This is a genomic window from Flavobacterium galactosi, from assembly GCF_048158585.1.
Classification (GTDB): Bacteria; Bacteroidota; Bacteroidia; order Flavobacteriales; family Flavobacteriaceae; genus Flavobacterium; species Flavobacterium galactosi.
In genome coordinates, this window is sequence record NZ_JBLNKV010000005.1 from 26,127 (window position 1) to 41,261 (window position 15,135).

13 protein-coding genes are annotated in these 15,135 nt (G+C 33.2%); 12 read left to right on the forward strand and 1 reads right to left on the reverse strand.

The annotated features are described in order from the left end of the window. Positions 1-26 precede the first annotated feature (26 nt). Both ACM55M_RS11585 and ACM55M_RS11590 read left to right on the forward strand, forming a co-directional pair. Complete coding sequence (locus tag ACM55M_RS11585) at positions 27-632, forward strand: hypothetical protein (RefSeq protein WP_416857816.1); 606 nt, start codon at positions 27-29, stop codon at positions 630-632. A gap of 122 nt (positions 633-754) precedes the next feature. Continuing rightward, entirely contained in the window at positions 755-1,453 is a 699-nt protein-coding gene (locus tag ACM55M_RS11590; protein ID WP_416857818.1) for a hypothetical protein, read from the forward strand. Positions 1,454-1,474: 21 nt separating this feature from the next. Here ACM55M_RS11590 and ACM55M_RS11595 read toward each other — a convergent pair whose 3' ends face one another. Beyond that, entirely contained in the window at positions 1,475-2,002 is a 528-nt protein-coding gene (locus ACM55M_RS11595; protein ID WP_416857819.1) for a hypothetical protein, read from the reverse strand. Positions 2,003-2,229: 227 nt separating this feature from the next. Here ACM55M_RS11595 and guaA point away from each other — a divergent pair, with 227 nt between their 5' ends. From guaA to ACM55M_RS11645, 10 genes are all read left to right on the forward strand, one after another. Further along, the gene (gene guaA, locus ACM55M_RS11600) at positions 2,230-3,759 is read left to right on the forward strand and encodes a glutamine-hydrolyzing GMP synthase (RefSeq protein WP_416850311.1); all 1,530 of its coding nucleotides are present in this window, start codon (positions 2,230-2,232) and stop codon (positions 3,757-3,759) included. Between the two features lie 130 nt (positions 3,760-3,889). Further along, positions 3,890-5,842, forward strand: coding sequence for a LysM peptidoglycan-binding domain-containing protein (locus ACM55M_RS11605; RefSeq protein WP_416857820.1), 1,953 nt, complete (start codon positions 3,890-3,892; stop codon positions 5,840-5,842). Next, positions 5,842-6,243 carry an OsmC family protein gene (locus ACM55M_RS11610; protein ID WP_416857822.1) on the forward strand — a complete coding sequence of 134 codons (402 nt, stop codon included), beginning with the start codon at positions 5,842-5,844 and terminating at the stop codon, positions 6,241-6,243. Before ACM55M_RS11605 ends, ACM55M_RS11610 begins: the two co-directional genes overlap by 1 nt. A gap of 77 nt (positions 6,244-6,320) precedes the next feature. Next, entirely contained in the window at positions 6,321-6,554 is a 234-nt protein-coding gene (locus ACM55M_RS11615; RefSeq protein ID WP_416850314.1) for a DUF3820 family protein, read from the forward strand. A gap of 151 nt (positions 6,555-6,705) precedes the next feature. Beyond that, positions 6,706-8,319: a CTP synthase gene (locus ACM55M_RS11620; protein ID WP_416857823.1), complete on the forward strand. Its 1,614-nt coding sequence runs from the start codon at positions 6,706-6,708 to the stop codon at positions 8,317-8,319. Between the two features lie 80 nt (positions 8,320-8,399). After that, entirely contained in the window at positions 8,400-10,304 is a 1,905-nt protein-coding gene (yidC, locus tag ACM55M_RS11625; protein WP_416857824.1) for a membrane protein insertase YidC, read from the forward strand. A 92-nt stretch (positions 10,305-10,396) separates the two neighbouring features. Beyond that, on the forward strand, positions 10,397-11,107 hold the full coding sequence (locus ACM55M_RS11630; RefSeq protein ID WP_416857825.1) for a toxin-antitoxin system YwqK family antitoxin: 711 nt from the start codon (positions 10,397-10,399) through the stop codon (positions 11,105-11,107). Between the two features lie 210 nt (positions 11,108-11,317). Further along, positions 11,318-11,941: a murein L,D-transpeptidase catalytic domain-containing protein gene (locus ACM55M_RS11635; protein WP_416857827.1), complete on the forward strand. Its 624-nt coding sequence runs from the start codon at positions 11,318-11,320 to the stop codon at positions 11,939-11,941. Between the two features lie 253 nt (positions 11,942-12,194). After that, a complete protein-coding gene (mnmA, locus tag ACM55M_RS11640) occupies positions 12,195-13,382 on the forward strand; it encodes a tRNA 2-thiouridine(34) synthase MnmA (protein WP_416857828.1) in 1,188 nt (395 codons plus the stop codon). A gap of 133 nt (positions 13,383-13,515) precedes the next feature. After that, positions 13,516-15,129, forward strand: a complete 1,614-nt coding sequence (locus ACM55M_RS11645) for a S8 family peptidase (protein WP_416857829.1) — start codon at positions 13,516-13,518, stop codon at positions 15,127-15,129. Positions 15,130-15,135: the final 6 nt, after the last annotated feature.

A 15,135-nucleotide genomic window follows, 5' to 3' on the forward strand; every position in this document is an offset into this window, starting at 1 on the left:
GAACTGATAAGTTAATTTAAAAAGTTATGAAAAGAATTCTATTTTTAATTATTGTTATAGGTATGTCATTAAGCGGATATGCACAGAATGAATTTGACTCAAAATTTAAAGCAATACCCCCTAAAAATATAAAACCGAAAATTAAAAAAGCAATTCCGCCAAAGGCAGAATTACCAAAAATTACTGCTCCAAAAGGGATAAAAAAACAAGATATCCCCCTTGATGTGCCAAAAGTTAATTTTATAAATCCTGAAAAAGTTACTAAAAAAGCAGAAAATTTAGAGGCGGTTACTTATAAGAAAAATCAAAATTTAGGAAATTTCAAAACGGGGTCTCTTACAGCTAAAGTAAGATATCGTGATGCCGCTTATGTTGATGGGGATAAGATTAGAGTATATTTAAATGATAAGGTTATAGAATACGAGGTCGTTTTGGATGGCGATTTTAAAGGTTTCGAGATAAAATTAGAAAAAGGGATTAATAAGATTGATTTTGAGGCGTTGAACGAAGGTTTTGCACCTCCTAATACAGCAGAATTTGAAGTGTATGATGATAAAGGAAAAATTATTTCTGCTAGTCAATGGAATCTTGGGATAGATTATAAAGCAACCTTAATTTTAATGAAAGAATAGGAATGTTCTTTTTTTAATTCGATAAATAAATAAAATTAATTTGTACTATTTTTGTTGTTTTGCACTATGTTTTTTAGTTTTAAATTTTTAATAAATATTGATTTATCAGTATTCACCTTGATATGAAACAAATTCTTTTTTTTATAATAATCAGTATTGGTATTTCTTCAAAAAGCTATAGTCAGATTGAATTTGGTAAAAAGTTTAAAGCAATTCCCCCTATAAATAAAAGTCCAAAGTTTAAAAAAGAAGTTCCGCCTGAAACGAATATACCGCCAACGTACACTCCAAATGTTTTTAAAAGTCCTGCAATTAAAACTCCTAGTTCCGTATTAAAAATTGGAGAAACAACTAGCGGCATAAACATGACTCCAAAAAATGATTTTGCTAATCCAGGAGATGTTTACAGGGATAAAATGGAAAAGGATTTAGGAAAAACATTAGTGAGAGAAGGTTTGAAAGAAGATTCAAGACTATTGGTTAAAATTGACGTCAGTTTTGGTGAGATTAGAACGAAATCTGATTTTTTTGCGATTAAATACCGAGATTTTGGACAAATTGACGGGGATTTAGCCAAAGCGACTATGAATGGAGGTATTGTCCAAGAACGATTATTAATGAAAGGAAATTATCAAGAATTTAAAATATACCTTAAAGCAGGAATAAATACATTTGAGATAGAAGCGTTAAATAGAGGCGCGTTAGGCGGGAATACCGCTGAATTTCAAATTTATGATGACAAAGGAATACTTATAAAGTCGGATTATTGGGAAAATTGGGATGCAGGAGTAAAAGGGAAGCTTGTGATTGTTAAAGAATAAAAAATGAAAACTGCTGATTTGTTAAAACGGATCAGCAGTAACTTTAAATTTCATATCGGATTTTACAGTAATGTCTCTGGTTATGGATTCTTTAATAACTGCTTTAGCTCTTATTTTATACGAGGAAGCTTTGATGTATTTGTCTAATTTTTGAGCCGTACAAGTTAGATTTAAAGTGTTTGCAGTGGAATTAATATCATCTAAATACGCTAATTCTATTTCGTCATTAGCATCTGTTGAAATATAGAGATGAATCGATTTTAAAAAACTGAATGTTTTGTCAACAGGATCAGTTATCGTCAATTTTAATTCACTCAATTTTACATCTTTTACTAAATCAGCTTTCGTATTGTTGTTTTGAAATTCAGCACTTGAATTTGTAGTAACATCTGGAGTGATTATTTCAGTTGCTAGGTTGAGAGGAAATCCACTGGCTATTTTAAAAGAGGTTTGGGTAGCTACATTAAAAGTGAATAAGTTATCGACAACACTACAGGAAACGATAAAAAGGGCAAAAAAGGTACTTGCTGCGTATATTTTAATTTTCATTGTTTTTAATTTTTATGTATTCATTATATAAAGATAACTCAAAATAGCAACGTATATTTCATGCGTACTTAAATTAGTATTCGTTTTTATTTTAGAAATCATTCATTTTGTCAAAAAAAGACAGTTTTTGAAGTGTAAATAAATAGGATAAATAGCCTATTGAAAAAAAAACAGATATTTTTCAAAATTCAATTTTTCAATTCAAAATATAAAAAGTATTTTTGCGCATGCAACACAACGTACTTATTTTAGATTTCGGATCGCAATATACTCAACTTATTGCGCGTAGAGTTCGCGAATTAAATATATTCTGCGAAATCTTCCCTTACAATCATTTTCCGAGTGATTTATCATCTTATAAAGCAGTAATTCTTGGAGGTAGCCCTTTCTCTGTTAGAGGAGAGGATGCACCACATCCTGATTTATCTCAAATTAGAGGAAAACTTCCTATGCTAGCCGTTTGCTACGGAGCACAATATTTATCCCATTTTAGCGGGGGTGAAGTAGCGGCTTCAAACACTAGAGAATATGGTAGAGCTAATTTGTCTTTTATAAAAGAGAATGAAGTTTTCTTTGAAGGTGTTTCTGAAAACAGTCAGGTTTGGATGAGTCATAGCGATAGTATTAAAGCTTTACCAACAAACGGAGTAAAATTGGCAAGTACACATGATGTCGAATTTGCGGCTTATAAAATTGAAGGCGAAACAACCTATGCAATTCAGTACCATCCAGAGGTTTTTCACTCTACGGATGGATCAAAAATGCTGGAAAATTTTTTAGTAAAAATTGCTGAAGTTCCTCAAAATTTCACGCCAAACGCTTTTGTTAGCGAAATGGTAGCGGAATTAAAAGAGAAATTACAAGACGATAAAGTAGTTCTTGGTCTTTCGGGTGGAGTAGATTCTACTGTAGCGGCAGTTTTATTGCACCAGGCTATTGGTAAAAACCTATACTGTATTTTTGTAAATAACGGGTTGCTTCGTAAAAACGAATTCCAAAATGTATTAGACCAATACAAAGGAATGGGTTTAAACGTAAAAGGAGTAGATTCAGGAGATCGTTTCTTATCTGAATTAGCAGGTGTGAGTGATCCGGAAACCAAACGTAAAATTATTGGACGTGTATTTATCGAAGTTTTTGATGATGAATCACACCTTATAGAAGATGTAAAATGGTTGGCGCAAGGAACCATTTATCCTGATGTTATTGAATCAGTTTCAGTAAAAGGACCTTCAGCTACTATTAAATCACACCATAATGTAGGAGGTTTACCTGATTACATGAAATTAAAAATTGTAGAACCACTTCGCATGCTTTTCAAAGATGAAGTGCGTAGAGTAGGAGCTTCATTAGGAATTGATCCAGAATTATTAGGCAGACATCCTTTCCCTGGACCTGGATTGTCAATCAGAATTTTAGGAGATATCACGCCAGAGAAAGTTAGAATTTTGCAAGAAGTAGATTTTGTTTTTATCGAAGGATTGAAATCTTGGGGATTATACGACAAAGTTTGGCAAGCCGGAGCTATTTTACTTCCTGTAAATAGTGTAGGTGTAATGGGTGATGAACGTACGTATGAAAAAGTAATAGCACTTCGTGCTGTTGAATCTACTGATGGTATGACGGCTGACTGGGTACATTTACCGTATGAATTCCTGATGAAAATATCTAATGATATTATCAATAAAGTAAAAGGAGTGAATAGAGTGGTTTATGATATTAGTTCAAAACCGCCAGCAACTATTGAGTGGGAATAAGATTAAATTTTTGTTAATGCCTTCTCGGAATATCATTATTTTTAATGTTCTTTATATAAACGGTATCAAGTTTTGCAATAAAATTTGATACCGTTCCGTTATTAATGATTTGAATAATTTTATAAATAAAATGATGAAATATTTTTTTGCGATTTGTATTACTGCTTTGTTGTTTAATTTGAATGTTTTTTCACAAGAAAAAAATAGTACCCATAAAGTAGAAAAAGGAGAAACGATAAGTCAAATTGCAATAAAGTACAACGTTACTCCTTATGATATTTATCAATTAAATCCAGATGCGCAAAGTGGATTAAAACCAAATAGTATTTTGTTGATTCCCAAAAGTGGAGCAAAACAAAAGACTACAGTCCCAGCTAAATCAATGGTGAAAACTACAACTCATGAAGTAGCACCGAAAGAAACGTTGTACGGTATTGAAAAAAAATACGGCATTTCAGATGAAGATTTAAAGAAAGCCAATCCAAGTTTAGAAAAAGAAGGATTGAAAATTGGACAAATCCTGACTATTCCAAAAAGTAGCCCGAAGATAGCTGTTGCTGCTGTAATTCAGGAAAAAGTAGTTTATCACGAGGTACTTCCAAAGGAGACTAAATATTCCATTGCCAAAAAATATGGAATTACTATTCAAGAATTAGAGAAAAAAAATCCTGAAATTGTTTCTAATTTACCTGTTGGTTATAAATTAATCATCAAGGGAAATGCTCCAAAAGTAGAGAAAACAATCCCAGTTGTCGAAACCAAGAAAGAAATTGCAAAACCAAATCCTGTAAAGGCTGTAAAAGCTGTCAGTTATTTAAATTATGAAGTGAAACCAAAAGAGACACTTTATAGTTTGTCAAAAATGTTTGGGATGACTCAGGAAGAATTAATCACTCTAAATCCTGCTTTGTCTCAAGGTGTTGTAGAAGGAATGATTTTGAAAGTTCCGGGAACAATTGCGATTCCAGTTGTTGAATCCAAAAAAGAATACGCAGTTTTGTCAAAGAAAATGGGAGGTATCGACAGAAAGAAACTGGTGTTGCTTTTGCCATTTAACATGCCAAAAATTGAAGGAGATACTGTTAATTCAACGGCTATGCGTTTGAAAAAAGACAAGTTTCTGAATATGACTTTAGATTTTTATGCGGGAGCTTTGATGGCTATAGATTCGGCAAAACAAATAGGGCTTTCTTTGGATGTGAAAATCTATGATTCGCAGGAAACTAAAAATACTTCGAATGTTGCTTCCTTAATTCAAGAAAATAATCTTCAAGAGGCAGATGCAATAATTGGACCGTTCTATCAAAGTAATGTTGAAAAAACTGCTGAATTATTGAATGCGAACCAAGTTCCTGTTATTTCTCCTTTGTCAAAAGATTTAGGAAATTCGTTTAGTAATATTTATCAAACAATCCCAACTGCTGTAGCGGTTAAAAATGCCATGTTCGATTATATGAGAGCAAAAGGCGGAAATATGATTGCTGTAGTAGATAAGAAAAAGGAATCAATGATTCAGTTTATTAAGGAAAATCATAAAGATGTAAAATTTTCTGTTCTTACTGAAAATGGAGGTTTATCCCCTGAGAATTTAAAAAGTTTATTTGTGAAAGACAAAATGAACTATGTGGTGATGGAAACAGGGAATACGGGGATGATAAAATCAACAATGGCAACCATGATGGGTGCTTTGGCAGCTTATAAAGTGCAGCTTGTTATATTAGAACCTAACGAAACATTAGATACCGATGAAATTAATTTTGTGAATCTGACCAAATTGAAATTGATGTATCCTTCTGTTACTCGTGAAAATGAATCTCCGGAAGCCTTAATTTTCGAAAAAGAGTTTAAAAAGAAAAATAAAATTTCCCCCAGTGCTTTTGCAACCCGTGGTTTTGACATTACATTTGACACCATGATGCGATTAACACAAGGTAAAACGTATCAGGAAACTACTGATGCGATGGCGACTGAGCAGGTTGATAATAAATTTGAATATTATAAAAAAGAAGGCGGTGGATTTACCAATAAAGGTGTTTATATCTTATACTATGACACCGATTTAATCATAAAAGAAGCAAACTAATGACATCAAAAGTAACCTATTTAGGCGATTTAAGAACTTCATCGATACATGTGCAATCCGGAACTGAAATCGTATCAGATGCTCCGGTAGATAATAATGGAAAAGGCGAAGCTTTTTCACCAACTGATACCGTTGCGAATGCTTTGGCAAGTTGTATGATGACGGTTATGGGAATAAAAGCCCGCGATATTGAAGTGGATTTGAAAGGATCTACTGCAGAAGTAACTAAAGTTATGAATGCCGAGCCAAGACGAATTGGTACAATAGAAATAACTTTTGAGATGGTAGGAACAGCCGATCAAAAGAATAAAACAATCCTGGAGAGAACTGCGATGACGTGCCCTGTTTTTCTAAGTTTAAATACCGAAATCGAGAAACGAATTACTTTCAACTGGAAGTAATCTGGTAGCAGATTCAGGCAATAGTTTTTAGTTTATAGATGGAACTTTAAACATAAACTTTAAACTAGGAACTTACTTTGGAACAAAACCAAAAACAACTTGTCAAACTCGCTCATACTAAAATGCCTTTTGGCAAATATGAAGGCAGATATCTTATTGATTTACCGGAATATTATGTGGTTTGGTATAGCAATAAAGGGTTTCCAAAAGGAGAATTAGGACAGCAATTGCAATTGATTTATGAATTAAAACTCAATGGATTGGAAGAGTTAATTCGGAATATTAAAAAGCGATATCCAAAACCGCTTTAATTTGTGAATTAGGAAAAAGCTAATTTGAAAATAGGAGTATTATTGAATTGTCAAATTTTCAAATTATCTCATTTTCAAATTAGCTTTTTCTCGATTTATAATTGTATTTTTGCCACGTTTTTTACACAACTACATTACAAACAACAACAGAATGAATCAAACGAAATATATTTTTGTTACAGGCGGTGTGACTTCTTCTTTAGGAAAAGGAATTATAGCGGCATCTTTGGCAAAATTATTACAAGCAAGAGGATACAGAACTACTATCCAAAAATTCGACCCGTATATCAATGTTGATCCAGGTACTTTAAATCCATATGAACATGGGGAATGTTATGTTACCGATGATGGTGCAGAAACAGATTTGGATTTAGGTCATTACGAGCGTTTTTTGAATGTTCCTACTTCTCAGGCGAATAATGTTACTACAGGAAGGATTTATCTTTCGGTTATTGAAAAAGAAAGAAGAGGAGAGTTTCTTGGTAAAACAGTTCAGGTTGTTCCTCATATCACCAATGAAATTAAAGATAGAATGCAATTACTTGGTAAATCAGGTGATTATGATATTGTTATTACCGAAATTGGTGGTACAGTAGGAGATATCGAATCTTTACCATATATCGAATCGGTTCGTCAATTAGTATGGGAATTAGGGGAACACAACGGTTTAGTAATTCATTTGACATTAGTTCCTTATTTGGCTGCTGCCGGGGAATTGAAAACAAAACCAACGCAGCACTCTGTTAAAACGTTGATGGAAAGCGGTATAAAAGCGGATATTTTAGTTTGTAGAACAGAGCATGAAATTTCGGAAGAATTACGAAATAAACTGGCTTTATTTTGTAATGTAAAACGAGAAGCCGTTATCCAGTCTATTGATGCTGCAACTATTTATGAAGTGCCCAATTTAATGTTGGAAGAAGGACTTGATATTGTGGCTTTAAAGAAATTGGATTTGCCTAAAAAAGCGGCTCCGGATTTAAAGAACTGGAATACTTTTTTACGCAGATTAAAAAATCCTAAGCATACTATAAACATTGGTTTGATTGGAAAATATGTAGAAATGCAGGATTGTTACAAATCTATTTTGGAAGCTTTCATTCATGCAGGCGCTACTAATGAAACCAAAGTAAATGTTATTTCAATCCATTCCGAATATATCGATGCAGATAATGTAGACGTGAAATTAGCTGGATTAGACGGAATTCTTGTCGCACCAGGTTTTGGAGAAAGAGGAATTGAAGGAAAAATTGAAACTGTTCGTTATGCCCGTGAAAATAAAGTTCCATTTTTCGGAATTTGTTTGGGTATGCAAATGGCTATTATTGAATATTCAAGAAACATTCTTGGACTTTCAGAAGCTAATTCTACTGAAATGAATGACAAAACGCTTCATCCGGTAGTGAATTTGATGGAAGAGCAAAAAACAATTACTGACAAAGGGGGAACCATGCGTCTAGGTGCTTGGAAATGCGATTTGAAACCAGATACTTTGGCGTATAAAATATACGGTAAATCAACTATTTCTGAACGTCATCGTCATCGTTACGAATACAATAGTGAGTATGTGGATCAATTGGAAAAAGCAGGATTAGTAGCTTCGGGGATTAACCCGGATACTGGTTTGGTTGAGGTTATAGAAATAGAGGACCATCCATTTTTTATTGGGGTTCAATATCATCCTGAATATAAAAGTACGGTAGCAAACCCACATCCTATTTTTGTGAATTTTGTTGCAGCGGCTGTTCAGGCAAAGAAAAAATAGTATTTAGTTTTTAGAATTCGTGTTTCATCACGGTATTCGTAAAGCGTACTTTAAACATTAAACTTTTTTTAAATATAATAATGGAAGAAAAAAAATTTGACCTCAATTCGATTATAGGTTTTGTATTGATTTTTGGTATTTTGATTTGGATAATGTATCAAAATCAACCTTCTGAGAAAGAACTTGCAGCTGAAAAAGCCAAGAAAGAATTGGTGATCAAAGAAGCTAAAACTAAAGAAGCAAGCACCAAAACGATTGCACCGGCAACTGTTGGTGGCGTTGTGGCAGGAGATTCTACACAATTGGCACAATTGGAAAAAATATTAGGAAACTTTGCTTATTCCGCTACACTTCCTACAGCCAAAGAAGGTTTTACAACAATCGAAAACGAATTTGTAAAATTGAGAGTTGCTAATAAAGGGGGGTATATTGTTGAAGCTACTTTGAAAAATTTCGAAAAATTTAAAAAAGGTTCTGGACAATTAGTAGAATTGATTAAAGACAATAATGCCGATTTGAATCTGCAATTGCTTACCAGTGATAACCGTACTTTAAATACAAAAGACTTGTTTTTTGAACCAACACTAACAAAAGTAGGATCGGATCAGATGCTGTCTATGAAACTGAAAGCGGGTGCAAATGAGTTTTTAGAATACAAGTATATATTGAAACCAAACGATTTTATGGTTGGTTTTGATATTCGTTCACAAGGATTGAATAAAGTTTTGAATACTGCTAAACCTTTGGATTTAGAATGGAATTTAAAAACCTACAGAACAGAAAAAAGCATTGCTTACGAAGATCGTTATACACTGCTTAACTATGAGTATGGAGATGAGAAATTCAACAATGTAGGAGACGGAAATGATAAAGAAGAAACACCGGAGAATGTCAAATTTATTGCTTTCAAACAGCATTTTTTCAGTACTATATTATTGACTGATACTCCGTTTGCTAAATCTTCATTGAAATCTAATAAATTAGTTGTGGATGAAAAGGTTGATACCACCTATATTAAGCAGTTTAAAGCAAACGTGCCTTTAGCATTTACAAATGGTGAAGTAGATTATAAAATGAGCTGGTATTTTGGACCATCGGATTATAAAACATTAAAAGGATACGATAAAAATTTAGAAAAAATTATCCCTTTAGGTTGGGGGATTTTTGGATGGATTAACAAATTTATTTTTATTCCATTATTCGGATTTTTAAGTTCTTACATCGCTTATGGAATTGCGATAATTATTTTTACCATTATTGTTAAAATTGCGATGTCGCCTATTACTTATAAATCATTTTTGTCACAAGCCAAAATGAAAGTGTTGCGACCTGAGATTACTGAATTGGGAGAAAAATTCAAAAAAGATCCAATGAAGAAGCAGCAGGAAACGATGAAATTATACAATAAAGCTGGGGTGAACCCAATGGCAGGATGTATTCCAGCCTTAATTCAGCTTCCTTTTATGTACGCTTCGTTTCAATTTTTTCCATCCGCTTTCGAGCTAAGACAAAAAGGCTTCCTTTGGGCTGATGATTTGTCTTCATTTGACTCTATTTATAAATTGCCTTTCCATATCCCATTGTATGGGGACCATATTAGTTTGTTTCCAATATTGGCTGCAATAGCGATTTTCTTTTATATGAAAATGACTTCTGGAGATCAACAAATGGCGGCTCCGCAACAAGAAGGAATGCCTGATATGGCAAAAATGATGAAATATATGATTTATATTTCGCCAATTATGATGTTGATTTTCTTCAATAGTTATGGTGCCGGATTGAGTTTGTATAACTTTATTTCCAACTTGATTACGATAGGAATTATGTTTGTGATTAAAAACTACATTGTGGACAGTGATAAAATTCACGCTCAAATACAAGAGAATAAATTGAAAGAGCCTAAAAAACAAGGTAAATTCCAGAAAAAACTTCAAGAAGTTATGGAACAGGCCGAAGCTCAAAAAGCAAAAGACAAAAAGAAATAAAAAATTAAAAAATCTCGATATATTTCGAGATTTTTTTTGTTTAGAAAATACTTTAAGCCATCTGAATTCGTTACTATTAAAAGGTATTTAATATGAAAGCATTTTATAAAAAAGGGATATTTGTTTTGATTTTTTTGAATGTGTTTTGTCTTCAGGCGCAAACAGATTTTAATAAATTAGATCAAAACGGTAAGAAGCATGGTGTATGGAAAGGGTTGTATGAAGAATCTAAACGGCCGCGATACGAAGGAACTTTCGCGCATGGGAAAGAAACGGGAGTTTTTAATTTTTATGATGATACCAAAGCAAAATCAATAATAGCCACAAGAGAATTCAATCCTAATGACAATTCTGCCCACACTATTTTTTACGACCAGGCTAAGAATAAAGTTAGCGAGGGTAAAGTAGTCAACAAATTATTTGAAGGACAATGGAAGTATTATCATCAAGCTTCAAAAATTGTAATGACTATTGAAAATTATGCAAATGGAAAGTTAGAAGGTTTGCGAACTGTTTTTTATCCGAGTGGTAAAATTGCTGAAGAAATCAGTTATAAAAATAACTTGAAAAACGGCATTTATAAAAAATATACCGAAAAAGGGATTGTGCTTGAAGAATCCATTTTCAAGAATAACGAATACAATGGTTTGGCAATTTTCAAAGATACTGACGGAAATGTAGTTTCAAAAGGAGCATTTGTAAATGGCAAAAAAACAGGGATTTGGCAATTTTTCGAAAAAGGGAAAAAAGTAAAAGACGTAAATATGAACTTTCCTGAAAACGTTACTAAATCAAAAAAATAAATAAAAAAAATAAAATAAAAGAGCTTGTAAAACCGTTATTAAGAATTAAATTTAAGGCAAAAAAATAAATGCCTTGTTTTGCAAAATGAAAACATCACTTATGGTAAACATCTACCCGTTTTTTGGTAGTTTTAGGAAACGGTGTTGTGTTATAAATTGTTTCGCGACACTCTAAGAATAAAAATAGAACCAATATTTAAGAACAATAAAATGAGAAACGTAATTTTCGTTTTAACATTGATTGGAATGTTATTTTTCAGCAATAAAATTTCACCAAAAAACACTAAAAATAATCCTTCTGTTATTGCCGCATCAGGAGATTCAATTGAAGAAAAACTCTTGAGTCGAGCTGCTATCATTAAGAAATTCATTGCCAATAATCCAAACTATAATAAGGAAATAGTTTTTCTGATTGATATGAAAATCAGCTCTGGAAAAAACAGATTCTTTGTTTATGACTTAAAAAATAATGTAATAATGGACCAAGGTTTGGTGGCGCACGGGATTGGTTCTGAAACGCAAACGGAAGGCCAAATGCTGTTTAGCAATGAGGCTAATTCCCTTTGCACTTCATTAGGCAAATACTATATCGGATCCAGCTATAATGGAAAATTTGGCAAATCCTATAAATTGTTCGGATTGGATCAAACTAATAACAATGCTCTTTCGAGAAATATCGTTATCCATAAATATGCTAAAGTGCCTCGTGAAGAGCAGGAAACACCAATTTGTAAAAGTTTTGGCTGTCCTATGATAAATGGGGAATTTTATGCAAGAATTGAAAAACTGATTGATGATTCGAAAAGTAAAATCCTTTTAGATATTTATTATTAAAACTGGCAAGCATCAATTATCATTATATCTTCTTTCTTTAACTACATTTTATTGGATTAAGTTGTCTAAATTTTGATGGCTCTCCTTTTCTATCAATTTTGTTGAATTCGGGTTTTTTCTCTGATATGGGCATGATTATTTTGTAGTCATTATAGTTTCGTTGATTTTAGCGCCTAAACACATTATTCTATTTCTTTATCTTATTGTAAATATTTGTAACTTTGCACCCTTGTGAAATTATAATTATTTGAAAATGAAGCGTGTTGTTGTAGGACTTTCTGGAGGTGTAGATTCGAGTGTTGCTGCTTATTTATTGCAAGAACAAGGCTATGAAGTCATAGGTCTTTTTATGAAAAATTGGCATGATGATTCGGTTACTATTTCTAATGAATGTCCCTGGCTGGAAGACAGTAACGATGCATTGCTTGTTGCCGAGAAGTTAGGGATTCCTTTTCAAACCGTAGATTTAAGCGAAGAATACAAAGAGAAAATCGTTGATTATATGTTCAACGAATATGAAAAAGGACGAACTCCAAATCCTGATGTACTTTGTAATCGCGAAATAAAATTTGATGTTTTTATGAAAATTGCTTTAAGTCTTGGAGCCGATTATGTGGCAACAGGACATTACTGTCAAAAAAGTGAAATTGAAGTCAATGGTGAAACCGTTTATCAATTGAAAGCTGGTGCCGATACCAACAAAGATCAATCCTATTTTCTTTGTCAGTTGTCACAAGAGCAATTGGCAAAATCTTTATTCCCAATTGGAGAATTGACCAAACCGGAAGTTCGGGAAATTGCTGCCCAAATGGATTTGATTACTGCCGAAAAGAAAGATTCTCAAGGGTTGTGTTTTATTGGGAAAGTACGTTTGCCAGAGTTTTTACAACAAAAATTGCAGCCTAAAGATGGCCTTATTATTCAAATTGATAAAAATGATTCGGTTTACAATTCTGAAAAACAAGAAGGTCTAACTCTGGAAGAGGATTTAGCTTTCGATGCAAGAAAACTTCCATATACTCCAGAAATGGGAAAAAAAGTGGGGAAACATCAAGGGGCTCATTATTTTACCATTGGACAAAGAAAAGGATTGAATGTAGGCGGAACAACGGATCCATTATTTATCATCGCTACAAATGTGGCAACCAATACAATTTATACCGGATTAACCAGTCAACATCCGGGATTATTCAAGAAAGCATTGCAAATAGAAAAATCTGAAGTGCATTGGATTCGTAAAGATTTGGCTTTGGCCAATGGCGAAACCATGGACGTTATGGCCAGAATCCGTTATAGACAGCCTTTGCAAAAAGCCACCTTACATCAATTTGAAAACGGCATGTTTGTAGCTTTTCAAGAACCACAATCCGCAATTACCGAAGGACAGTTTGTTGCTTGGTATTTAGAAGAAGAATTAGTTGGTTCGGGAGTAATTTCTTAGTTTAGTACTTTAATTTATAAAAAGACTGAAAAATGGTGCTTTATCGGAACTTTAAATGCCGTGAAATAATTCTTTTGGAACTTAAGTCATAGATTTTATTGGGGTTTTTATGACTTAAAGAAATAATATTATTATGATAAAAATATATTTACTTCTTTTTTTATTCATTTCTTCCGTTGGCTTTTCTCAAGAAGATGCTTGGGTATATTTCAATGCCAAACCCAATTCTCAATCCTATTTAAGTTCGCCTTTAAAAATGCTTTCCCAAAGAGCTTTGGACAGAAGAATCAATCAGAATTTAGTTTTAGATTTTAAAGATGTTCCTGTTGAATCAACATACATCAGTCAAGTAAAAGCCGTTGCAGGAATTACTGTTATGGCAAAATCCAAATGGTTGAATGCGATTCATGTTCGGGGTGCACAAGGAATTATAAATTCTTTAAAGACCTTTCCTTTTGTTAGTAAAGTTGATTTTGCGGATAAATCACTGAATCTAACTGGAAAAATCGCAAAGTTGTCCAAAATAAAAAAGGTAGCTAAAAACAAGAAAACCAAAATTGATTATGCTTACGGAACCTCAGCAAATCAAATCCAGATGCTTAACGGACAAGTACTGCATCAACAGAATTATACTGGCTCCGGAAAAATAATAGCCGTTCTAGATGCTGGTTTTCTGGGTGTAAATACAGCCCAACCTTTTCAACGATTAAGAGATAATAACCGAATTTTAGGAGGGTATAATTTTGTTTTAAGAAGTCCGGATTTTTACACTGGAGCTTCGCACGGAACATCAGTACTTTCGGCAATGGGCGGTTACAAAGAAAATTCGTTAGTGGGAACAGCACCAGATGCTTCCTATTATTTATTTATTACAGAAGATGATACCTCCGAAAACCCTGTTGAAGAATCTCTTTGGGTGGAAGCAGCGGAAAAAGTAGATAGTTTGGGAGTTGATATTATAAACACTTCTCTAGGATATTTTGAATACGATAAGAGTACTTACAGTCATACTTACAGTGAAATGAATGGTGTTACAACTTTTATATCGCGTGGTGCTGAAATTGCGTTTAGTAGAGGTATGATTGTGGTGGCTTCAGCCGGAAATTCAGGAGGAACAGCTGACCCCCATGTTGGAGTTCCTGCAGATGCTGTTTCGGTTATTGCTGTAGGTGCAGTAAATTCTACCGAAGTTTTGACTTCGTTCAGTTCAGTAGGTCCTTCGTCTGACGGTAGAATAAAACCGGATGTGATGGCACAAGGACAATCTGATGTTTTGTCTGATGCATTTGGAAATATCATAGCCGCAAATGGAACCTCCTTTTCCAGTCCTATTATGGCAGGAATGATTGCTTGTTTATGGCAAGCAAATCCTAATAAAACCAATTCCGAAATAAGACAGTTGGTATTAAAATCAGCGGATCGATTTGCGACACCCAATAATCAATATGGTTATGGTATTCCAGATTTTAATTTAGCGGTGAGCAACGGGTTATCATTAAACACTTTTTCGAAAGATGATTTTATAATCTATCCAAATCCGGCAATTGATTTTATTACAATTTCATTACCAGTTGGATTAGATAGAGCAATGGTTAGTATTTATTCTATTTCAGGTCAAAAAGTACTTGATAAAGAAATCACAATTGAATCGGCCAGTATTTCATTGAAAGCATTGAGTAAAGGGATTTACATATACAAAGTAGAATCAAAATCTTTTTATAAAAGCGGAAAAATAATAAAACAATAACAGCAT

Excerpts from the sequence above, each read along its gene's own strand:
- ACM55M_RS11585 (WP_416857816.1), top strand. The coding sequence starts at position 27 with ATGAAAAGAATTCTATTTTTAATTATTGTTATAGGTATGTCATTAAGC.
- ACM55M_RS11590 (WP_416857818.1), top strand. The coding sequence starts at position 755 with ATGAAACAAATTCTTTTTTTTATAATAATCAGTATTGGTATTTCTTCA.
- ACM55M_RS11595 (WP_416857819.1), bottom strand. The coding sequence starts at position 2,002 with ATGAAAATTAAAATATACGCAGCAAGTACCTTTTTTGCCCTTTTTATC.
- guaA (WP_416850311.1), top strand. The coding sequence starts at position 2,230 with ATGCAACACAACGTACTTATTTTAGATTTCGGATCGCAATATACTCAA.
- ACM55M_RS11605 (WP_416857820.1), top strand. The coding sequence starts at position 3,890 with ATGATGAAATATTTTTTTGCGATTTGTATTACTGCTTTGTTGTTTAAT.
- ACM55M_RS11610 (WP_416857822.1), top strand. The coding sequence starts at position 5,842 with ATGACATCAAAAGTAACCTATTTAGGCGATTTAAGAACTTCATCGATA.
- ACM55M_RS11620 (WP_416857823.1), top strand. The coding sequence starts at position 6,706 with ATGAATCAAACGAAATATATTTTTGTTACAGGCGGTGTGACTTCTTCT.
- yidC (WP_416857824.1), top strand. The coding sequence starts at position 8,400 with ATGGAAGAAAAAAAATTTGACCTCAATTCGATTATAGGTTTTGTATTG.
- ACM55M_RS11630 (WP_416857825.1), top strand. The coding sequence starts at position 10,397 with ATGAAAGCATTTTATAAAAAAGGGATATTTGTTTTGATTTTTTTGAAT.
- ACM55M_RS11635 (WP_416857827.1), top strand. The coding sequence starts at position 11,318 with ATGAGAAACGTAATTTTCGTTTTAACATTGATTGGAATGTTATTTTTC.
- mnmA (WP_416857828.1), top strand. The coding sequence starts at position 12,195 with ATGAAGCGTGTTGTTGTAGGACTTTCTGGAGGTGTAGATTCGAGTGTT.
- ACM55M_RS11645 (WP_416857829.1), top strand. The coding sequence starts at position 13,516 with ATGATAAAAATATATTTACTTCTTTTTTTATTCATTTCTTCCGTTGGC.